The organism is Arthrobacter sp. KN11-1C, from assembly GCF_052180225.1.
In the GTDB taxonomy this organism is placed as follows: Bacteria; Actinomycetota; Actinomycetes; order Actinomycetales; family Micrococcaceae; genus Arthrobacter.
In genome coordinates, this window is sequence record NZ_CP197467.1 from 4,133,314 (window position 1) to 4,153,035 (window position 19,722).

Consider the following 19,722-nt stretch of genomic DNA (forward strand, 5'->3'; position numbering starts at 1 on the left):
AATCGGAAACGCCCGCTCACAAACAAGCCCTCCTGGCCCGACGCCCGCTCACATGATGTGAGCGGGCGTGCGCCAAAAGACCCATATATGTGAGCGCGCGTCGGAGGGGGAAGGGAGCGCTATCCCGTGTTGCGGAGGCCGGCCGCCACGCCGTTGACGGTGATCAGCATGGCCCGCTGGAGGCGTTCGTCGATCTCGGCGCCGGAAATGGAGGCCTCACGGACGCGGCGCAACAACTCCACCTGCAGGTAACTGATGGGGTCGAGGTATTGATCGCGGATTTCGAGGGAACGCTTGAGCGTCGGCTGGGCCTCCAGGAGCTCGGTTTCACCGCTCAGGAGTTCCACCTCGGCAACCGTGAGATCGTACTCAGTGCGGATGGCCTTGAACAGGTGGTGCAGCTCTTCCGGAACCAGCGAAGACACGTAGTGCCCGGCGATGTCCATGTCCGTTTTTGCCAGGGTCATCTCCACGTTGGAAATCACGGATTGGAAGAAGTGCCATCGCTTCATCATCTCGGCCAACTCGGCAGTGTTTCCTGCCTCACGGGCTGCCTTCAACCCCGAGCCCACGCCGAACCAACCCGGAACGATCTGCCGGGACTGCGTCCAACCGAAGACCCACGGAATGGCCCGCAGACCGCCCAATCCGGCACCGGAATCAGGCCGTTTGGAGGGACGCGAGCCGATATTCAACGATCCGAGCTGCTCCACCGGCGTCGAGGCAAGGAAGTACGCGGGCAGGTCCGGATCGTCGATCAGCGAGCGGTACTGGGCGAACGCGGCGTCGGAAATGATCTCCATGACCTGGCCGTAGCGTTCGCGCTCGTCGTCGGAGGTTCGCGGGTCGCGGTGCAGCGCGGAACCCTGCATCACCGCGGCCAGTGAGAGCTCCAGGTTCTCGCGGGCAAGCTCCGGCAGGGAGTACTTGTCCGAGATGACTTCGCCCTGCTCGGTGAACTTGATGGCACCTTCGAGCACGCCGTTCGGCTGGGCCATGATGGCGTCGTAGGTGGGCCCGCCGCCACGGCCAACGGAACCGCCGCGGCCGTGGAACAGACGGACGTTGACGCCGTGCTTGGCGGCGACGTCGCGCAGCTTGCGCTGGGTCTTGTGGATCTCCCATTGGCTGGTCATGACGCCGGATTCCTTGTTGGAGTCCGAGTAGCCGAGCATGATCTCCTGGACATCGCCACGCAGCCGTACCAGCTCACGATAGGACGGATCGGAGAGCAGCAGGTCCGCGATTTCGGCCGAGGCACGCAGCTCTTCGACGGTCTCCAGGAGCGGAGCGAATCCGATCTTTGCATACGGAGCCGCGCCGAACAGGTCGATCAGTCCGGCTTCCCGGGCCAGCACAGCGGCGGCCAGGACGTCGTCCGCGCCGCGCGTCATCGAGATGATGTAGGTTTCGACGACGTCGGGCCCGTATGTCTGGAGGGCGTGGCGGATGCTGCGGAAGACGTCGTAGGTGCGGTCGCCGTCGCCGTCGAGCTTGATGGGGTGGCCGGACAGCGGGCGGCGCGAAGCCAGCTCCGCGCTCAGCCGCTCGAAGCGTTCGACGCGGCTCAACTCGCCATAGGGGGTCCCGACGCCGATCCGGTCCACCAACTGCCCGACGGCGTCGTGGTGGTAATCGGCATGTTCACGGATGTCGAGGGTCGCCAAGTGCAGCCCGAAGGAAGCGATCGCGCGGCGGACGCGGGCCAGCGCGCCGTCGGCCACGAGAACGGCCGAGTGCTTGCGCAGCGAGGCTTCCAGCAGTTCCAATTCAGCCAGCAGCTCGGAGGTGGAGGCGTAGTCGCGGCCGGGTTCGTGGTGGCTGGATGCGGACACGCGGCGGCCAGTGTTGATGAGCTTGGCCTTGATGCAGGTCAGTTTGAGGCGGTAGGGCTCCTGCGCGTTCAGCTCCAGGATGCGCTTGTCCAGGCCGGGCAGGTTCTTGAGGTCGACGGCGATCGAGTCCAGGAGGTCCTCTTCCGCGTCCACCAAGGCGGTGGAGTTGGAGAGGATGGAGATCAGTTCGTCGATCATCGAGATGCTGATCCGCACGGCGTGCTGGTTCTGCAGCTGCAGGATCTCGCGCGTGACGGAGGCGGTGACGTTCGGGTTGCCGTCGCGGTCTCCGCCGATCCAGGAACCGAAGCGGATGGGAGCGTTATGCGCGGGCAGCTCGACGCCGTGTTCGCCCAGCAGTTCGGAAAGATCCGTGAGCATCTCCGGCATCGCGTCAGTCAGGATGCTGCTCAGGTAGTAAATGGCATTGCGGGCCTCGTCCACGGGAGTGGGGCGGACCTGGCGGAGTTCGTCGGTCTGCCACATCTGGTCGATGATCTCGGCGAGCTGGCGGTCCTGCCGGCGACGGGCGGCCGTGCCCTCAAGGGTGGATTCCGCCAGGACGTCCGAGAGCTTGCGGATCTTGTCCAACACCGAACGGCGAGAGGCTTCGGTGGGGTGCGCGGTGAAAATGGGACGAACGTCCAGCTCGTTGACGACGTCCTGCAGGGCTTTGGTTCCGGCCTCGTCGGCGATCTCGGCCACGGCTTTGGCCAACCAGCCGTCTTTTTCCTGACGGGTGCGCAGACCGCGGACGCGGTGCACTTGCTCGGCGGCGTTGGCGAGGTGGAAATAGAACGCGAAGGCGCGGACCAGCTCGGTGGCTTCCTCAAGCGGCAATGAGGCGAGTAACTCCCGGACCTGGGCGACGACGTCGTGCGCGCTCCACGGACCGGTAGCGTCAGCGCCGCCCCGGGCGGCCTCCTTGGACTCCTTGGTCAGCAGGCGCACCTGCTCCACGAGCTGAAGCAGCTCGGGGCCATGCTGGCGGACCAGCGACTCTCCGAGAAGCGTGGAGACGCGGCGGACATCGGCCCGCAGTTCCGCGGCAAGGTCGGTGCTGAGATGTGCAGTGTCAACCATGAAAAATACCTTCTGGCGTTGGGTGTGGCCCGTACACTGCGCTGGATACTGTGAGCCGGATTACTGATATTTCCAAAGGAATCCTACCCGCAGCCCTTCGACGGGTGGCAATCCGTCTCAAATGTTGTCGCGGCGTCCGCCCGGGCCGCCCGCGCCGGCCCAACTGACTCGCAGTAGGTGTCGTTCTCAGGCCCCAAAACGACATCTACTGCTAGCTAGTTGAGTTCCGGGAATGGCGGCGACGGGTGCATGGTTAAGCCAACGAACACCGCCCAAGCCGCTGGAGGAACCATGAGCGCAACAGCCCCCGCAAGCAACGCCCTGCTCGAACGCTGGCAGCGTTTTCGCACCGGCCGCAACGCCGCCCTCGCAGCGGAGCACGGCTGGCTCACGCTCACCTCCTTCCAGTGGCTCGAATCCGCACCCGCCGCCGTCGAACTCGCCCCGGGGCTTTGGTCAACGGACGGCACGACGGCGACACTCACCGCGAGCGCGGCGGACGGACTCACGCTCGTGGAGACGGGAGCTCCTGTGGACGGCACGATTTCGGCCACCCTCCAGGACGAGGAATCGCTCATGTGGGTGCAGTTCGGCGGCGCGGACGGCACGGAAGTAGTGGTGGAACTGGCGATGCGCGCGGACAAGTACGCCATCCGGACCAGGGACGACTCCTCGCCCGTACTGACGGAGTTCGACGCCGTTCCCACCTTTGAATACAACCCGGACTGGGTGCTCGAAGGCCGTTTCGAGGCCTACCCCGAACCGGTGGACGTGCCCATCGGAACAGCCAACCCTTTGGTGGACGGGGTGCATCGATCGGTAGGCGATGTGGTTTTCCGGGCGCCTGGCCTTCCCCACGAGATCCGCCTGTACGCCGAGGCCGAGAAGCTCGGAGCCCTCACCGTCACTTTCCACGACGAAACGAACGGCAACACCACGGACGAATGGCGCAAACTGGCCGTCTCGAGGCCCCGACCCAACGGTTCCGTGATGCTCGACTTCAATCGCGCCATCAACTACCCCAGCGCCTTCACGCCGTATGGCACGTGCCCCATGCCCGTGGCGGGAAACTCGATCGACATAGCGGTCGAGGCCGGGGAGAAACTGCCGGCCGGCCGGATCGTCTAAGCGCAGTCGCCGAAACGCAGCAAACCAAAGCCGTTAAAAGACACCGACGTCAGCAGCCCCGCGTCCCGGGGCTCAAACCGTGGCTTGTTTCCCATCACCGCGCTTCAAGCTCCGGTCCGGGAAACAAGCCCCGGAACGGCGGCCACCTCAACCCGATGCCGTCAAAAGCCCTCAAACGATCGCGGAAACACCCGTCACGGCCCGGCCCACGATGAGCGAGTTGATCTCGAACGATCCTTCGTAGGTGTAGATCGCCTCGGCATCGGCAAAGATCTTTGCCATCCGGTAATCGGTCACGATGCCGTTGCCGCCGAGGATGGACCGGCCCATCGCGACGGTTTCGCGCATCCGGGCGCTGCAGTAGGCCTTGGCCAGGGCCACCTGAGCCATCTGGGCTCCGCCGTGCCGCACTCCCTTGCTGTCCATGTAGATGTCCTCCTGCAGCTGCGCGATCCGCACCATCATGCCCATGCTGGCCACGGCATTTCCGAGCATGTCCACCAATTGCTGCTGGATGAGCTGGAACTTCGCGAGCGGCCGCCCGAACTGCTGGCGTTCAAGCGCGTACTTGCGGGCGACGTCGAACGCCGCCAGCTGCTGCCCCACGGCCTGCCAGGCCACCATGAGCCGTGATCCGCGCAGCAGGTGGTTGGTGTCGGTGAAGCTGTTGATTCCGGAAAAACGGTCCGCCTCGGCAACCCGGACGTCTTTGAGGACAATGTCAGCGTTTTGCACGGTGCGCAGGGCGATCTTGTTCTCGATCTTGGTGCGGGTCACCCCGGGCAGCGTGCCGTCCACGATGAATCCGCGAATGGCACCGTCGGCTTCGTCCCGGGCCCAGACCAGCATGTGGTCGCAGAACGTCCCGTTGCCGATCCAGCGTTTGGCGCCGTTCAGCACCCAGTAGTCGCCGCCGTCGTCGGCTCCCCCGGCGACCCGGCGGGCCACCGTCTGCAGGCCGCCGGCCACATCGGATCCGTGGTCCGGTTCCGTGAGCGCAAAGGCTCCGGTGGTCCGGAGGTTTGAGGCGTCGTCAAGGTAGCGGTCCTGCTGGTCCTTGGAGCCAAACTCGTAGAGCGCCTCGATGAAGAGGTCATGGTGGACCATGAAGAACGTGGCAATGGAGGTGTCCACGCGGGTCATTTCCGCGATCACGAGCCCTGCGAACAGGTTGCTGTAGCCGCGGTGCGTGGGCGTGCTCAGGCGAAGGGCCGCGAGCTTGGGCAGGATGTGCGCAGGGAACTCGGCCTTGTCCCACCAATCCTTGGCATAGGGCGCGATTTCCGTGGCCAGGAATTCCCGGAGCTCATTGAGCTTGCGCTGTTCCTGCACGCTGAGGAGCGATTCGAAATCGAAAAAATCCGCCCCGGGCAGGTCGGGCACAGAACCTTTGGAACCGGCCGGGTGCTCGACGGCGGCCGCCAGCTTGTGCGCCTGGCTCACTTCGGTTCCATCCGGATAGCGCCGTCGAGGCGGATGGTTTCGCCGTTGAGCATGGCGTTTTCCACGATGTGCGCCACGAGGTTGGCATACTCGGCGGGACGGCCAAGCCGGGCGGGGTGCGGTACCTGCTGGCCCAGGGAGAGCTGTGCGTCCTGGGGCAGGCCGGCCAGCATGGGGGTTTCGAAGATGCCCGGAGCAATGGCCACGACACGCACCAGCGAGCGCGCAAATTCACGGGCCAGCGGCAGCGTCATCGCCGCCACGGCTCCCTTGGACGCGGCATACGCAGGCTGCCCGATCTGCCCGTCGAAAGCCGCCACCGAGGCCGTGTTGATGATGACGCCGCGTTCCTCGCCGCCGAGTTCGGTGGACGCAGCTTCGTTTTGGGACATTGCGGCGGCGGCCAGGCGGATCACGTTGAAGGTGCCCACGAGGTTGATCTGGATGACCCTGTTGAAGTTCTCCAGCGGCAGCACACCGTCCTTGCCGAGAACCTTGCCGGGTGTTGCCACGCCAGCACAGTTGACCAGGATCCGGAGCGGACCGAGCGCGACGGCGGCGTCGACGGCGGCCTGCACTTGCTCTTCGTTGGTGACGTCGGCGGGGACGAACACGGCCCTGCCGTCGGCTCCCGAGGCATTGAGTTCGGCAGCGAGGGACTCGCCGGGAGACGAATGGAGGTCAAGCAGCACCACCGACGCTCCGGCGTCGAGCAATCGCTTTGCGGTTGCGGCCCCCAAACCCGAAGCCCCGCCGGTTATCAACGCAACTGCGCCCTTGATGTCCATTCATCCTCCTCGATGCAGAACCAAAATCCGTTAATGAATGTTAACTGAATCACTTTGATTGTGCACTGGGGAGGGGCTTGCGGCCAAGCGCACGGCGTTAGGCTGGCACCATGTCCGCCCCCGACACCCCGCAGGGCACCCCCGGAACACCGGATTGGGCCGCGCGAGCCGATCACGCCGCACGCTCGGTGACCCGGCATTTCGGGCGGCGCCTCCTCTTCGTTCCCGGAACCCACCTCGCGGCGCCGATCCGGCCGTCCAGCCATTCTCCGTTTCAGCCGTGGCACTACTGGTGGCAGGCACACTACGTCGATTGCCTCGTGGACGCAGGGTTCCGCGAACTGGGCTCGGGATCAAGGTTCGACGGCGGTAATCGCCCGAGCGCCGGCGAGCTGGCTTCACGCGTGGTCACCACCATCCGGCTGCGCAACCTCCTGCGCTACGTCAACAGCTACTACGACGACATGGCCTGGCTGGCCCTCGCCGCCCTGCGCCTGGACGCCTTGGCCGCGCGGGCGCAGAAGCCTGGCCAACGACGCAATGCCCGCCTGCAGAAGAGCCTCTCTCCGCAATTCGAATCGGCCTCCACAGACGACATGGGCGGCGGCACTTTCTGGAGCACCAAGCGCGATTTCAAGAACGCCCCGGCCACGGCGCCGGTGGCCTTGCACTTCGCCCGGACCGGTCATCCAGGACGGGCCCAAGGGCTCCTGGACTGGCTCGACGCCACCCTCTTCGAACCCACGCGCGGCCTATACCTCGACGGCGCCTGGCTCAAGGAAGGCAAGCTCGTCCTCGCTGAAGAGGTCTACACCTACAACCAGGGTCCGGTGCTCGGCGCCTTGTTGGAACTGGGTGGAGACGCGAACCTGGCACGCGCGGCCGCCTTGGTGGGCTCGGTGGCCGAGCATCTGACCGTTTCCGGACCCGCCGGCCCGGGGAGGCTCGTTCTTCGCGGCGAGGGCACCGGCGACGGCGGGCTCTTCACCGGGATCCTCGTCCGATACCTTGCGCTAGCCGCCTCCGACGCACGGTTGCCCCTCGTGACACGGGCCACCGCCAGGCAGCTCGTGCTCGATACCGCGGAGGCTCTGTGGGCGGGGCGGACGGTGCGCACCGACGCTGCCAAGCGGAATTCCGGAACGGACGACGACGGCTGGCTCGTCTTCTCGACGGAACCACAGCGCCCGGCGGCCGAGACGTACGCGCCGGGCACCGCCGTCGAACTCTCCACCCAGCTCCAGGCGTGGATGGTGCTGGAAGCCGCCGCGCGCGTCCAATAATTGTCAGTGCCGGGGCCTAGTCTGGAGCTGTGAACCCGATCCCGAGCCCGATACCTGTCACCGTGGTCGGTGCGCCGTCGGAATGGTGGCAAATCCTTGGCGCGCTCAGCCCGCTCGCCGTCCTTGTCGCGGCGATCGTTGCCGCGATCGTCGGCCTCCTGTCCCTCCGGCAGAAGGCCCGGGCGGACAACCGGTCCGAATGGTGGCGCCGCGCTCAATGGGCTCTCGACGCGGCCCTGTCGCGCAGCCGCTCCGAGGCCGAAATGGGGCAGAAGGCCATCGAGATTCTGGGCCACAGCGAACTCGCGTCGCGGGAGGAACTCGCGCTCCTCAAAGTCGGCACCGAGGACGCACTCCTGGCAGCCGCCACGGCATCCGAAACCCGCGCCGTCGTCCCCTCGCAGCGTCCCGCCGCGGTAGACGCCGAGGACCGCAAGGTGCAGATCGCCGCTGCCAAGGCGAGGGTCACCCTCGACCAGCGGCTCGGGGAGGACACTCCGGGCTGGATCGTTGCCCTGTCCCGGGAGAACCGTGAGTAGGTCTTACTCTGCCACCGCGGGCTTTTTCTTCTGCGGATACGGCGTCTCCTGCCTGGCCAACATCTCGACAAAGCCGGCGATCTTCCTGGCCCGCGTTTCCGCCCTCTTCACCGAGTTGGTGCGGTAGATCAGGGCAAAGCGGTTGACCGCCGTCAGCACATCGAACATCGCCTGGGCTTCGGGAACGGCGGCGATCGCGGCCGCTAGATCCTCGGGGACTTCCGCCTCCGCCTGGCCGACGTAGGCAGCTTCCCAACGCCCGTCCGCCTTGGCGCCGTCGACGGCGGCCCAACCGGCCGGGGTCATCTTGCCCTCGGCTTCGAGGCGGGCGATGTGGCCCACGTTCCGTTTGGACCAGGGGCTTTTGGGCCCGCGGCGGGTCATGCGCTGGAAGACGCTTTCGTCGTCGCGTCTTCTGCCTTGGCCGTCGATCCAACCGAAACAAAGGGCCTCATCCAAGGCAGCGGCATAGTCCAGTTCCGTCACGTTGCCGCCCTTCTTGTGCAGCACGAGCCAGACGCCCGGGCTATCGCCGCCGTTCTTTTCGAGCCAGGACCGCCACTCGGCAGCATCTTTGACGAGCAGTTCTTCGAGTTCAACAGCCATGGCCCCATTCTGGTGCCAGCTAGGCTGTGGCGAAAGCCCACTCACCTGCCGGAGGATCCATGCTGCGTGTCCGACCCATCCAGTTCACGTCCGACGTCGCCGGCTGGACGAAGCTCCTTGCGGCGCTCGGCCTCGTGTGCGTCGGGGACCACGGCGACTGGGTGGAGTTCGACGCCGGCTCGGGCCGCGTGGCCTTGCACAGTACCTCCGCAGACTCGGCCGACGACGGCACTACGGTGTTCGGCGTCGAGGTCGGGGACCTGGCCGAGTTTGCCCGACGCACCGTGGCCGACGGAACCCGCGCCGAACTGATCGATGCCGACCACGGCCAGGCCGTCCGCGTCACCGCCAAGGACGGCTTCACGTTCCTTGCCGACAAGGCGAGCAACCGCACGACGAGCCCGGACGCGGACCCGGGACTCGCCGTCGTCGGGACCTGGCTTACGCCCGATGTGTCGGGGGCCGCGCAGGAGTTGGGCAACATCGGCGCGCGGCCGCGGCGGGCGTCTCCGGACGTCGTGGATTTCAGCACGAAGAACGGCGGCATCCTGTTGGTCCGGGAGTCTTCGGAGACAGCCGCGGGAGGCCTCGCTTTCGAGTACGACGGCGACCTCGCCGCCCTTGAGGCCCGGCTCGCCGCCGCTGGGCTCGCCGCCGCTGGGCTCGCCGCCGCCCGGGCCGGTTCGATCCTCACGGTCCAGGCCCCGCGCGGCCAAAGCATCACCGTCGCCCAGGCCCCCTAACCCAACGCCAGCTCACCAATACGGGCCATTCCCCGAACGCCCGCTCAGATCATCTGAGCGACGGTCGCCCGATGGCCCGACATACGTGAGCGGGCGTCCGCCAAAAGGACGACATACGTGAGCGAGCGTGCCGGACTTTGGCCCGACGCAATCCCTGCTGTCTGATTCGTGCGGCATGGAACGGCATGGGATGGGGTAGAACTTAACCATGAGTGTTCGTACCCCTGACCCGTACTCCGGCTGGCTTTCCGATGAAGACCTCTTCGAAGCCCGCGGCCGCCTCCCCATGGTTTACGTGGAGGCGGTTCCCGTGCGTCTGGATCCGCTCGGATTCGTCAACGAGGTAGGTACCCTGCTGCAGGGCGACGCGGACGGCGCCATGGTCCGTTCGTTCGTGTCCGGCCGCGTCCTGTACCGCGAAACCATCCGTGCCGCGCTGTTGCGGCACATGGAAAAGGACTTGGGCCCGCTGGCCTTTCCGCAATTGCCTGTCAGTCCGGTGCCGTTCACGGTGGCCGAATACTTCCCGGCGCCGTCGCAGACCGGCTTCACGGACGACCGCCAACACGCCGTGTCGCTCGTCTACGTCATCCCCGTCACGGGCGAGTGCGAACCGCGCCAGGACGCCCTCGAGCTGACTTGGATGACTCCGCAGGAGATCCTGAGCGACGACGTGCAGCAGGAATTCAGTGGCGGCCGCGGCAATCTGGTGCGCCAGGCCCTGGCTTTCGCCGGCGTCGGACAGTAGCAGCGCCGCGGACAGCAGCGGCGGGCAATAGCCACCTCCCCGATTTGCTCGGCGGGGTTTTATAGACTGTTGGGCGGACCCCAAGAGAACCAAAGGACTTCCGATGACTCACAGCCCGGCCGACCAGCAGTACCGTGAAAAGCAGGCTGGGGCCCTGCAAGTCGGGGACCACCTGTTCCTCCCCGGGGATGGTCCCGCGGAGCAAATCACGCACATCGAGATCGAACTCGACGATTTTGGCGTGCCTGCGCTCATCTTGGTGACAACGCTCGACGGCGGGAACGTACGGATCGCGATCGGGTCCAGCGTGGCGGTGGGAGAAGCGATCGTCATCCCGGACGACGCCGACACGCTGGCGGAGGAAGCTCAGGCCCCCAGTGACGCGCCCAGTGACGCGCCCGACGCCCTTACCTCCGACGGCGGTGACTCACCCGAGGAAGCCGTTCCCGCCGTCGTCGTGCCGCCTTTGCCCGCACTGTCACCGACTGTCAGCCGACCGGCAGGGCCGGATCCAGCGCAGCTCGCACTGATCCCCAAACCGACTGGCTCGCCCGAGGACGTCGTGGCCGCCGCTGCCGAAACGCACCCTGGCAGGAACGGCGTCGCGGTGTTGAGCGAGCGCCTCGTGAAGGGCATCAATACAAAGTCGGGAAGCTGCTTGCGCGACCTGAGCGACCTGGCCCACGATCTCTTCATCGAACTGCGGGATCCGGACCATGCCCTCGCCGTGGCCGATATTCTCAACGTGCTCCCGTACGACGGAAACCGCGATCGCTGGATGTCGGTTGAACGTTCCCTCTCGCTTTCCAGCTTCATCTGCCGCGAGCTCGGCCAGACCGAACGCGGGGAAGTCTACGATCAGCTCCTGCAAGCACCGGACACCGTGGAAACCGACCCGTTCAAGGCCCGGATCGCCGCCAAAGTCCGGCAGCGCGCGCTCAACGAACCGAACCTGTACGACAAGGAAATCTTCCGCTCCATCGACAACGGGAACCGCGATGCCGAGCGTGAATGGCGGTTGCTCCGGCTCGAAACCCTGCTGTTCCTCCGCTCGCACGGCGGTTCGAACACGATCGGCGTCGGCGAACTCGATCACCGGATCGCGAATGAGCTCGAGGCCGTGCGGGCTTAGGCGCTATCGGAGGATTCCGCAAGACCTGTCGCGTTCGCTCCAACGGCGGTAGATTCGGGCCATGACGAACAATCTGAGCGTTGTTGTTAATGCCGACGCGCAGCAAGTTTGGACTTCGCTGCGCGAACCGTCGCTCGTGGCTCAATGGCACGGCTGGGAGGCCGACGAGCTTGGCGACGAAATCAACCAGATCTACTTCACCGCCAACGTGGTCGAGGGGCCCGAACACACGAGCCTCACCGTGAACGGCGGGGACGTCTTCGAACTCACCCCGGTCAGCGGCGGCACCGAGGTCCGCGTGACTCGGGCCGCCCTGGACCACGATTCCGAATGGGCCGCGTGGGACGAGGACATCACCCAAGGTTGGTTGACGTTCCTCCACCAGCTCCGATTTGCCTTGGAACGCCATCCGCACGGGCACCGGCGTACGCATTTCGTTTCCCTGCCGGGCGGCAGTGGATCCGGCATCCAGAAACTCGGCCTGGCCGACGTCCCGGCTCCTGGGGAGGAATACTCGCTCACTCTTCCCACGGGCGAGTCCCTCACCGGCAGGGTCTGGTTCCGGAGCAACCACCAGGTAGGCCTCACAGTGCACAGTTACGCGGAACACGGGGACGGGCTGCTGATTGTGGCTGACCAGCCGGTGATTCCGGAGAAGAGGCCCGACGGCGGGACAGTCGTTATCGCTTCGACCTACGATCTGGGTGCCGCCAGCTTGGAGTCGATCCGTTCCCGCTGGGACGGCTGGAAGGCTGAGAACTACCCCACCGAGGTGCACTCGCACTGACGATTCGCACTCCAAGGCTGGCAGACTGTAACGGTGCCAGCCGATTCTTCCATGCGTCATTCCGGGTCCAGCTCCGAGTCCGATCCTTCCGTGCTCAGGGCTGCCCAGCAGTCCGCGTTTTCCTTCGAGGTGGGTGCGCGGCTCAGCGAAACGCGCCCGCCGTCGTCGGGCCTTGTGAACGCCGGCGGCGGCAGCCGTAACGACGGCGGCAGCCGTTACGACGGCGGCAAGCGCGGAGAGTTCCTGGGCAGAACCGGCACCATCACCACACCGCACGGCCAGATCCAGACGCCGGCGTTCATCGCCGTCGGGACCAAAGCCACGGTCAAAGCAGTGCTGCCCGAGTCCATGAAGGAGCTCGGCGCGCAGGCTTTGCTCGCCAACGCCTACCACCTGTACCTGCAGCCGGGGCCGGAGATCCTGGACGCGGCCGGAGGGCTCGGTGCGTTCATGAACTGGGACGGGCCCACCTTCACGGACTCGGGCGGATTCCAGGTGATGAGCCTTGGTTCGGGGTTCAAGAAGGTCATCGACATGACCTCCGTGGACGCGTCCGGTCCTGACGACGCCGTGGCTCCGGGCAAGGAGCGGCTGGCGCACGTGGACGAGGACGGCGTCTGGTTCAAGTCGCACTTGAACGGGGACCGGCACCGTTTCTCGCCGGAAATCTCCATGCGGGTGCAGCACCAGATCGGCGCCGACATCATGTTCGCCTTCGACGAGCTGACCACCCTGCAGAACTCGCGTGGCTACCAGGAGGAATCCCTGGAGCGGACGCGTCGCTGGGCCGAGCGCTGCGTGGTGGAGCATGAGCGCCTGACGGCTTCCCGTGTGGGCAAGCCGTACCAGGCCCTGTTCGGCGTCATCCAGGGGGCACAGTACGAAGACCTTCGCCGCAAAGCCTGCCGGGACCTTGGCGGTATGCCGTTTGATGGTTTCGGCATCGGCGGCGCCTTGGAGAAGGAGAACCTCGGGACGATCGTGCGCTGGTGCAACGAAGAACTTCCCGAGAACAAGCCCCGCCACCTCTTGGGGATCTCCGAGCCGGACGACATCTTCACGGCCATCGAAAACGGCGCCGACACCTTCGATTGCGTCTCCCCCACCCGGGTGGCCCGCAACTCGGCCTTTTACACTCCGACCGGCCGGTACAACCTGTCCGGGGCACGCTACAAATCGGATTTCGGCCCCTTGCAGGATGGTTGCGATTGCTACACCTGTGTCAACTATTCGCGCGCATACATCCACCACTTGTACAAGGCCCATGAGATGGTCTCGGCCACGCTCATCTCCATTCACAACGAGCGCTTCGTGGTGAAGATGGTGGACGACGCCCGCCTCGCCATCGAATCCGGGGACTTCTTCGAGTTCAAGGCCGAGACCTTGGGGCAGTACTACTCGTAGGCTCTCGCTTCTCGCCGCCGCCGTCGAGTTCGCCGGAACCGTGCGGGTTCGCCGGAACGTTCGGGCGATCCGGCACCGTTCCGGCGACCCCATGTTTTCCACATAGGCGAGCAGGCGGCTTCCGTGCGCCCAGACAGCCCGCAAGGCTGGATCAATGACGCCTTCCCATCCACCTTCGCTCCCGGAAAAGGGGAATCTCTGGCGAACCGATCAACTCCACGCACGGGGGCTTAATTCCCGTGCGATCCAGCTCTTGGTGCGTCGCGGCAAGCTTGTCCGGCTACGTTACGGCTGCTACATCCGGGCCACGCTCTGGGAGAAGCAGTCCACCTGGCTTCGAAGCACACAACTGATCTACGCGCATGCGCACGGGACGCTCACGACGTCGGCGGGAGACTTCGTGTATAGCCACACGTCGGCGGCGCGGCTGCACCGCCTCTTCCTCTGGAATGTCGACGACCTGATCCACATCCTGCTGCAGGTCAGGCCTTCCAGCGACCGGCTCGGCAAGGACGTGCGCGGGCACACCAGGCCGTTCAGTGAGATGGACGTTGTGACAATCGGGAACTTGAGGGTCACGTCCTTGGAGCGGACGGTGGTGGATTGCGCCATGCTGCTCAGCTACAAGCAGTCACTGGTGATCATGGACCATGCACTCAGGCTCGGCGCTGATCGTGCGCTCTTGCAGGACATGGCCGACGCATTGGATGGCCGGCGCGGCATCAGGAACCTACGAAAGGCCCTGGTCGACGCTGATCCACGATCGGAGTCGGCCGGCGAGACCTTGTGCCGCGAACTCATCTCGCGGCTGAAGCTGCCGATGCCTGAGCCGCAGGTGGAGGTGCACAGCCGGGCTGGCCGGCATCGGCTCGACTTTGCCTGGCGGGAGGCCAAGGTCGCGTTGGAATTCGATGGCGAGGTCAAATACTTCGATTTCAAGCCAACAGCCGAGGTCATTTTCGAGGAGCGACGCCGGGAGAAAGCCCTGAGCGAGGACGGCTGGCGCTTCGTCCGCGTGGAATGGAAGCACCTCTTTCGCGAGCAGGAGTTCAAGACCCGGATCCTGAACGCCCTCCGTCGTTAGCCGCCCGCCGTCGTCGTCGAGATCGCCGGAAAGCGCCCGGGTCGCCGGAAGGTTCAGGCGACCCGGCACCGTTCCGGCGACTTCGCGCCAAGGGGCGACTCAGGGGCGGTCGGCCGTCGTCACGCCGATCACCAGGAGCACCACGTTGAGCACGACGGCGGGCGTCACCAGCAGTTCCGGGGCGTTGAAGAGCATGCCCAAGGCCAAGGGCGCCAGGGCGAAGAGGCACAGCACGTAACCCCGGATCCTGGTTCCCAGCATGGCGGGTCCGCTCCGTCCAAGCTGCATCAGGTACACCAGCTTGGTGAGGTCCTCCTGCTGGCGGAAGGCTCGTCGCAGCATCCCCGCGCCCAAACCGCCGCCTGCCGCCGCGCCCAGGACGAGGAGCTCCACCCGGAATCCGCCCGCAAGCACGAAGAATCCGGCAGCCGCCGTCGTCCACAAACCCATCAGCATGACCGGCAGCGCGACGTGGACCCAGCGCGAGGCTGTCCTGGAAATCGGCAGGAGGGCGTCGAGGCTGGGAGCCATGCGCAACTGCCAAAGGGGCCCGGCCGCCGCTGTGGACGAGAAGATCGCGGCGGCGAGCAGCACGGGAAGCAGGATGATGGGCGAGTCGAACGTCCGGACCAGCCCGGTCAAGGGAACGACGGCGAGACCCAGGCCCCAGCGCCACAGCCGGCCGGGCTGGCGGGCGAGCACGGTTGCCTCGGCGTGGAAGAGCGCTCCCGCTGCGGTGCTGGGCGTGCCCGGGAGCTTGACCCGGCTTCGCTTGCCGCCGCTGGAAAGCGAGGCACTGAGTTCCCCAGTGTCCATAAGCGTCAGCGCAGCCTGGACATGTCCCCTCGCGGACCCGGCCTTGAGCAGCGAGGTCGTGCGGACGCTGGAGAGCTTGTTCCGCATGCCGAGCGCCGCGGCAACCAGGGCCACAGCAGGGGCGACAGCAAAGATCCAGCTGCCTTGAAGCGTCCCGAACAGCATCGCGCCGAGTGCCGCCGAAGCCGCCGCCAACAGCCCGCTCATCGCTCTACCTTGCCCAGCCGCCGCCCGCGAACGGGTCTGGGCGAACGCAGCCAGCGCGAGAATAGCCGCGCCGGTGAGTGCCCCTGCCAGGACGCGCCCCACAAACACCACCGCATCCGAGCCGCTGATGACCGCGACAGGAATGGTGGCCAGGGCCCCAACGACGGCGGCAGCCCCGACTGCCCGGCGCAAGGACCGGGCCAGGAGGGGTTCGCGGTTGATGGCCAGCGAGTACCACCAGTGCCGCTGATTCGCCGTGATGGCCAGTGGCCCGAGCCTGCCCGCCACCCAATAGGCCGCGAGGCCCAAGAGCCCAAACCCAGCCACCAGGCCGTATTCGACAGGAACCACGCCGTAGCTGGTCGAAATCAGGTGGCCGCCGAACCCATGCTCCGCTGCGGCAGTGAGCCCGTTGAGGAGGCCGACGGCGTAGATCAAGCCGACGCCGAACGTCAGGAATTGGATGTACAGCTCGTTGAGCCTGGAAAGCAAGGACTGGCCACGCGGACGAATGACCTTGCGGGTAGCCCTCTCGGGGTCGAAGGCGACGAACTGCGGCTGCTCTACGGCAGCACTGGACATGCTCACCGGCGAATCCTCGCCACGGCGTCGTCGGTACTCACCAAGCGCGCACCGCCGTCGTCGACTATTACCGCGCGGGTACACGCCGCTTGGGCGACGTCCGCATCGTGCGTGACCATGACGACGGCGGCACTCTTCTTGGCAGTCTTGGCGATCCGCTGCGCAAGCAGGCCGCGCATGCGGGTATCGAGCCGCTGCTCCGGTTCGTCCAGGACCAGCAGTTCGAAGGGCCGGATGAACGCCGAGGCCAAAAGGAGCTTGCGGCGCTGTCCCGAGGAAAGCTGATCGGGAAAGGCATCCGCCACGGTTTGAAGCTCGAAGAAGCCGATCTCTTCCTCCACAGCAGCATCCGGGTTGGCGAGTCCATGCCCCCGGGCCACCAAGGAAAGGTGCTCGCGGACCGTGAGCGAATCGAAGTAGGCATCCTCGTCCAGCAGCACCGAGACCTTGCTGCGAAAAAGGGCGGAACGGTCGTCCGGCATCAAGCCAAGCACGTGCGCCTCGCCCTCAATGGCGGCCTGTGCGCCAATCATCGTGCGGAGCAGTGTGGACTTGCCGGCACCGTTTTCGCCCACCATCCCAAGCACCTGCCCGGGGAAAACCTCGACGTCGAGCGGCCCGCACACTGCATGCTCGCCATAGCCTGCAACAAGTTTCTCGGCCGTCAGCACGGCTTTTCCCAGCTTCATCCTCTGAAACTACCGGATTTCCCTGCGGTTCCCCTGAGCCAACCCGACGCCCGCTCACATATACCGCGTCCAGGCGCAACGCCCGCTCACAGATACCGCTTCCCGGCGCAACGCCCGCTCAGATATACCGCGTCCCGGCGCAACGCCCGCTCACATATACCGCGTCCCGGCGCAACGCCCGCTCAGGCCCAGTAACTAGGCTCGCGCTTCTTGATCCAGCCAATGACCAAAGACGTCAAGGGTACAAGGACGTACTGGACACCAGTCTTGTACAGGAAGCCGGTCAGCAAATAGTTGAGGAAGCTTCCAAAGTCCGTGATCCCGATGACCGAGGAAGCGATGCTGCAAAAGATGAGCGTGTCCACGAATTCGCCCAATCCGGATGACCCCATGAGCCGGGCCCAGAGGGTCCGCTCACCCGAACGGGCTTTCATCTTGACCAGGATCCAGGAGTTGATGGTCTGGCCGGCGAAAAACGCCAGCAACGACCCCAAGACGATCAGCGGAACCGGCCCCAGTGCGCCTTCGATCGCTGCCTGCTTGGCGATACCGTAATCGTCACTGAAGCCAGGCAGCGCGATGATGATCCAGTAGCAGAGCGATGCGAATGCTGACAGTGCGAACGAGGTGATGATTGCTTTGCGGGCAACCTTGAATCCATAGATCTCGCTCATCACGTCGCCGAGAATGTAGGCAAGCGGGAAGAGGAAGAACCCGCCATCAGTGAGGATCGGGCCAAATGCCACGCCTTTGGCCGCACCAATGTTGGACAGGATCAGCACGACGGCCATGCAGGCGAGCATGATGCCAAAGTAGGGGGAGCCTATCGACGCGAAGCGCGGCGCGGGTTTACTCAGGGTCTGGGATTCTGGTGCTGACGTCATCGCTTGTCCGTTCATAGTGGTTTGCGCAGGCGGCCGGAGTTAGCACGGCGCCCCGCTGTATTAGCACTGGTGGTGGACCCGCCGACAAACCGCGGAGCCTCCCCTATTCTCGCATCGAGGAATCGGGAATTGTCCCGCCAAAACCCGTCATAAGTGAGCGAGCGTCCCGCCGAAACCCGACATACGTGAGCGAGCGTCGGAGGGCCACGCGTCGATGCCCTCTGGCAGGGCGGCCCGGGGTAGGGCAAGCTTGGTCCAGAACCGGCGGGACCCGAAACGGAACAGGGGAAGCACATGGTGGAACACTTTGACTCGGTGGACGACTACATCGCGTCGCGCCCTGACGAGGTGCAAACCATCCTTCAGGAGATCCGACGCCGGGCCCTGGCAGTGGTGCCCGGAGCCGCGGACAGGATCAGTTACGGTATCCCCACCATCACGCTCGACGGCCACTACGTCGTGTACTTCGCGGCGTGGAAGCACCATATTTCCGTCTATCCCGTGCCCGACGGCGGCGAGGACTTCGAGCGCGAAATCGCTCCTTTCCGGGCGGCGAAAGGCACCTTGAAATTCCCCTTGGGGAAGCCGATTCCATACGAGCTCATCGAAAAAGTGGCGACCCTTCTAGCTGAGCGCGAGCGGCAACGGAACGGCTACTGACAATCAGGCAGGGCGGGGGTACGGTACAGCCATGCGCCGCGATGAGCTTGAACACGCCATCCGGGCCGCTACGGATGTCATCCACGGCGACCGCGTGATCGTGATCGGCAGCCAGTCAGTTCTGGGATCGTTCACGGAGGACCAATTGCCGGCGTCGATCACCATGTCGGACGCGGTCGATATCGCCCCCTTTTCCGACGACGACGCCGGCTCGCTTGCGGACAGCATCGACTCGGCGCTTGGTGAGTGGTCGCCCTTCCACAAGGAGTTCGGGTTCTACGTCCAGGCGGCCGAGAGGGAGACCGCCGTGCTCCCGGCGGACTGGGAGTACCGCCTTGTCGGTGTGCGCAATGACCGGACCCGGAACAGCACCGGGCTTTGCCTGGATCCCTACGATCTCTGCGCAGCGAAGCTCATTGCCGCGCGGCCCAAGGACCATGCGTTCGTGCTGGCACTCATTGAGTCATCCCTCATCGACCGCGTCCGTCTCGTGGACAGAATCAGGCTAATAGACCCGTCCGAGCCTCGCCGCGATGCGGCATTGTCCTGGGCCATGTCCGTCTGACGCGGCCAACGCCGGCCGGCCCAAATCTGTCCGAACCCGAAGGAGCAAGCCAATGACCAAGGTAGTGGCGTTCATGTCGATGTCCCTCGACGGCTACGTAGCGGATCTCGAGGACGGCGTCGACGAAGTCTTCGACTGGTACTTCGCCGGCGACGTCGACGTCCCCACCTTCAACCCCGGCTTCACGTTCCATGTCTCCGAAGCGAGTGCCCAACACCTCCGGACCTTGATGGGCGAGGTCGGCGCGATGCTCACCGGGCGGCGCACCTCCGACCGCGCCGACGCCTGGGGCGGCCAACACCCGTTCGGCGTGCCCGCGTACGTCGTGACGCATCAGATGCCCGAGGGTTGGCCCCGTCCCGACTCCGCAGTGCATTTCGTCACCGACGGACTGGAAAGCGCCGTCGCCCAGGCAAAGGCCGCGGCTGGCGACAAGATCGTCGGCATGCACGGGCCGGACACCATTCGGCAGTGCCTCGACGCCGGACTGCTCGACGAAATCCGCGTCGACTTGGTTCCCCTGCTACTCGGGTCCGGTATCCGGCTGTTCGATCGCGTCGAGAACGCGCCGTTCACTTTGGGCGACCCGACCGTCGTCGAGGGCGTCGGCGTCACGCACTTGCGCTACCCGGTCCTCAAGTAGGCGTCACGCCAGGCAGGTTTTTGGATCCCCAGCTGAGCACGAGCCGCGCAATTCCAGGGTTGTTCAATCCAAA

General features: G+C 65.4%; 19 protein-coding genes. 12 read left to right on the forward strand and 7 right to left on the reverse strand.

Features of this window, described 5'->3' with window-relative positions; genetic code table 11:
- Positions 1-119: 119 nt before the first annotated feature.
- Positions 120-2,918, reverse strand: coding sequence for a phosphoenolpyruvate carboxylase (ppc, locus tag ACSBOX_RS19305; protein WP_442543913.1), 2,799 nt, complete (start codon positions 2,916-2,918; stop codon positions 120-122).
- Between the two features lie 291 nt (positions 2,919-3,209).
- On the opposite strand from ppc, the gene ACSBOX_RS19310 reads away from it, so the two are divergent.
- The gene (locus ACSBOX_RS19310) at positions 3,210-4,046 is read left to right on the forward strand and encodes a DUF1684 domain-containing protein (protein WP_442543914.1); all 837 of its coding nucleotides are present in this window, start codon (positions 3,210-3,212) and stop codon (positions 4,044-4,046) included.
- Positions 4,047-4,217: 171 nt separating this feature from the next.
- Here the strand turns inward: ACSBOX_RS19310 and ACSBOX_RS19315 are convergent, their stop codons facing one another.
- Both ACSBOX_RS19315 and ACSBOX_RS19320 read right to left on the reverse strand, forming a co-directional pair.
- Positions 4,218-5,489 carry an acyl-CoA dehydrogenase family protein gene (locus tag ACSBOX_RS19315; protein WP_442543915.1) on the reverse strand — a complete coding sequence of 424 codons (1,272 nt, stop codon included), beginning with the start codon at positions 5,487-5,489 and terminating at the stop codon, positions 4,218-4,220.
- A complete protein-coding gene (locus ACSBOX_RS19320; protein ID WP_442543916.1) occupies positions 5,486-6,277 on the reverse strand; it encodes an SDR family NAD(P)-dependent oxidoreductase in 792 nt (263 codons plus the stop codon). The genes ACSBOX_RS19315 and ACSBOX_RS19320 overlap by 4 nt, the downstream gene beginning before the upstream one ends.
- 110 nt (positions 6,278-6,387) lie before the next feature.
- On the opposite strand from ACSBOX_RS19320, the gene ACSBOX_RS19325 reads away from it, so the two are divergent.
- Complete coding sequence (locus ACSBOX_RS19325; RefSeq protein WP_442543917.1) at positions 6,388-7,560, forward strand: glycoside hydrolase family 76 protein; 1,173 nt, start codon at positions 6,388-6,390, stop codon at positions 7,558-7,560.
- A 29-nt stretch (positions 7,561-7,589) separates the two neighbouring features.
- On the forward strand, positions 7,590-8,099 hold the full coding sequence (locus ACSBOX_RS19330; protein ID WP_442543918.1) for a hypothetical protein: 510 nt from the start codon (positions 7,590-7,592) through the stop codon (positions 8,097-8,099).
- A gap of 3 nt (positions 8,100-8,102) precedes the next feature.
- Here ACSBOX_RS19330 and ACSBOX_RS19335 read toward each other — a convergent pair whose 3' ends face one another.
- The gene (locus ACSBOX_RS19335) at positions 8,103-8,705 is read right to left on the reverse strand and encodes a YdeI/OmpD-associated family protein (RefSeq protein WP_442543919.1); all 603 of its coding nucleotides are present in this window, start codon (positions 8,703-8,705) and stop codon (positions 8,103-8,105) included.
- A 59-nt stretch (positions 8,706-8,764) separates the two neighbouring features.
- On the opposite strand from ACSBOX_RS19335, the gene ACSBOX_RS19340 reads away from it, so the two are divergent.
- The 6 genes from ACSBOX_RS19340 to ACSBOX_RS19365 all read left to right on the forward strand — a co-directional run bounded on the left by ACSBOX_RS19340 (position 8,765) and on the right by ACSBOX_RS19365 (position 14,603).
- Entirely contained in the window at positions 8,765-9,448 is a 684-nt protein-coding gene (locus ACSBOX_RS19340; RefSeq protein WP_442543920.1) for a VOC family protein, read from the forward strand.
- Between the two features lie 208 nt (positions 9,449-9,656).
- Positions 9,657-10,196, forward strand: coding sequence for an NUDIX hydrolase family protein (locus ACSBOX_RS19345; protein ID WP_234754938.1), 540 nt, complete (start codon positions 9,657-9,659; stop codon positions 10,194-10,196).
- Positions 10,197-10,299: 103 nt separating this feature from the next.
- Positions 10,300-11,328, forward strand: a complete 1,029-nt coding sequence (locus tag ACSBOX_RS19350; protein WP_442543921.1) for a DUF6707 family protein — start codon at positions 10,300-10,302, stop codon at positions 11,326-11,328.
- Between the two features lie 61 nt (positions 11,329-11,389).
- Positions 11,390-12,115, forward strand: coding sequence for an SRPBCC family protein (locus ACSBOX_RS19355; RefSeq protein WP_442543922.1), 726 nt, complete (start codon positions 11,390-11,392; stop codon positions 12,113-12,115).
- A gap of 51 nt (positions 12,116-12,166) precedes the next feature.
- Positions 12,167-13,519, forward strand: a complete 1,353-nt coding sequence (gene tgt / locus ACSBOX_RS19360; RefSeq protein WP_442546070.1) for a tRNA guanosine(34) transglycosylase Tgt — start codon at positions 12,167-12,169, stop codon at positions 13,517-13,519.
- Positions 13,520-13,673: 154 nt separating this feature from the next.
- On the forward strand, positions 13,674-14,603 hold the full coding sequence (locus ACSBOX_RS19365; protein WP_442543923.1) for a type IV toxin-antitoxin system AbiEi family antitoxin domain-containing protein: 930 nt from the start codon (positions 13,674-13,676) through the stop codon (positions 14,601-14,603).
- Between the two features lie 99 nt (positions 14,604-14,702).
- Here the strand turns inward: ACSBOX_RS19365 and ACSBOX_RS19370 are convergent, their stop codons facing one another.
- The 3 genes from ACSBOX_RS19370 to ACSBOX_RS19380 all read right to left on the reverse strand — a co-directional run bounded on the left by ACSBOX_RS19370 (position 14,703) and on the right by ACSBOX_RS19380 (position 17,781).
- A complete protein-coding gene (locus ACSBOX_RS19370; protein WP_442546071.1) occupies positions 14,703-16,208 on the reverse strand; it encodes a DUF6297 family protein in 1,506 nt (501 codons plus the stop codon).
- 2 nt (positions 16,209-16,210) lie between these two features.
- Positions 16,211-16,897, reverse strand: coding sequence for an ABC transporter ATP-binding protein (locus tag ACSBOX_RS19375; protein ID WP_442543924.1), 687 nt, complete (start codon positions 16,895-16,897; stop codon positions 16,211-16,213).
- 182 nt (positions 16,898-17,079) lie between these two features.
- On the reverse strand, positions 17,080-17,781 hold the full coding sequence (locus ACSBOX_RS19380) for a queuosine precursor transporter (RefSeq protein ID WP_442543925.1): 702 nt from the start codon (positions 17,779-17,781) through the stop codon (positions 17,080-17,082).
- A 294-nt stretch (positions 17,782-18,075) separates the two neighbouring features.
- Here ACSBOX_RS19380 and ACSBOX_RS19385 point away from each other — a divergent pair, with 294 nt between their 5' ends.
- Genes ACSBOX_RS19385 through ACSBOX_RS19395 form a run of 3 tightly spaced genes read left to right on the forward strand, consistent with a single transcriptional unit; the run spans position 18,076 to position 19,649 of the window.
- Entirely contained in the window at positions 18,076-18,441 is a 366-nt protein-coding gene (locus tag ACSBOX_RS19385; RefSeq protein WP_442543926.1) for an iron chaperone, read from the forward strand.
- Between the two features lie 31 nt (positions 18,442-18,472).
- Complete coding sequence (locus ACSBOX_RS19390; protein WP_442543927.1) at positions 18,473-19,006, forward strand: DUF6036 family nucleotidyltransferase; 534 nt, start codon at positions 18,473-18,475, stop codon at positions 19,004-19,006.
- A gap of 52 nt (positions 19,007-19,058) precedes the next feature.
- Positions 19,059-19,649 carry a dihydrofolate reductase family protein gene (locus ACSBOX_RS19395; RefSeq protein WP_442543928.1) on the forward strand — a complete coding sequence of 197 codons (591 nt, stop codon included), beginning with the start codon at positions 19,059-19,061 and terminating at the stop codon, positions 19,647-19,649.
- Positions 19,650-19,722 lie beyond the last annotated feature (73 nt).

Coding starts and splice junctions, on each gene's coding strand:
- ACSBOX_RS19370 (WP_442546071.1), bottom strand. CDS start 16,208: ATGTCCAGTGCTGCCGTAGAGCAGCCGCAGTTCGTCGCCTTCGACCCC.
- ACSBOX_RS19325 (WP_442543917.1), top strand. CDS start 6,388: ATGTCCGCCCCCGACACCCCGCAGGGCACCCCCGGAACACCGGATTGG.
- ACSBOX_RS19355 (WP_442543922.1), top strand. CDS start 11,390: ATGACGAACAATCTGAGCGTTGTTGTTAATGCCGACGCGCAGCAAGTT.
- ACSBOX_RS19345 (WP_234754938.1), top strand. CDS start 9,657: ATGAGTGTTCGTACCCCTGACCCGTACTCCGGCTGGCTTTCCGATGAA.
- ACSBOX_RS19340 (WP_442543920.1), top strand. CDS start 8,765: ATGCTGCGTGTCCGACCCATCCAGTTCACGTCCGACGTCGCCGGCTGG.
- tgt (WP_442546070.1), top strand. CDS start 12,167: ATGCGTCATTCCGGGTCCAGCTCCGAGTCCGATCCTTCCGTGCTCAGG.
- ACSBOX_RS19380 (WP_442543925.1), bottom strand. CDS start 17,781: ATGACGTCAGCACCAGAATCCCAGACCCTGAGTAAACCCGCGCCGCGC.
- ACSBOX_RS19395 (WP_442543928.1), top strand. CDS start 19,059: ATGACCAAGGTAGTGGCGTTCATGTCGATGTCCCTCGACGGCTACGTA.
- ACSBOX_RS19320 (WP_442543916.1), bottom strand. CDS start 6,277: ATGGACATCAAGGGCGCAGTTGCGTTGATAACCGGCGGGGCTTCGGGT.
- ppc (WP_442543913.1), bottom strand. CDS start 2,918: ATGGTTGACACTGCACATCTCAGCACCGACCTTGCCGCGGAACTGCGG.
- ACSBOX_RS19365 (WP_442543923.1), top strand. CDS start 13,674: ATGACGCCTTCCCATCCACCTTCGCTCCCGGAAAAGGGGAATCTCTGG.
- ACSBOX_RS19350 (WP_442543921.1), top strand. CDS start 10,300: ATGACTCACAGCCCGGCCGACCAGCAGTACCGTGAAAAGCAGGCTGGG.
- ACSBOX_RS19335 (WP_442543919.1), bottom strand. CDS start 8,705: ATGGCTGTTGAACTCGAAGAACTGCTCGTCAAAGATGCTGCCGAGTGG.
- ACSBOX_RS19385 (WP_442543926.1), top strand. CDS start 18,076: ATGGTGGAACACTTTGACTCGGTGGACGACTACATCGCGTCGCGCCCT.
- ACSBOX_RS19310 (WP_442543914.1), top strand. CDS start 3,210: ATGAGCGCAACAGCCCCCGCAAGCAACGCCCTGCTCGAACGCTGGCAG.
- ACSBOX_RS19390 (WP_442543927.1), top strand. CDS start 18,473: ATGCGCCGCGATGAGCTTGAACACGCCATCCGGGCCGCTACGGATGTC.
- ACSBOX_RS19375 (WP_442543924.1), bottom strand. CDS start 16,897: ATGAAGCTGGGAAAAGCCGTGCTGACGGCCGAGAAACTTGTTGCAGGC.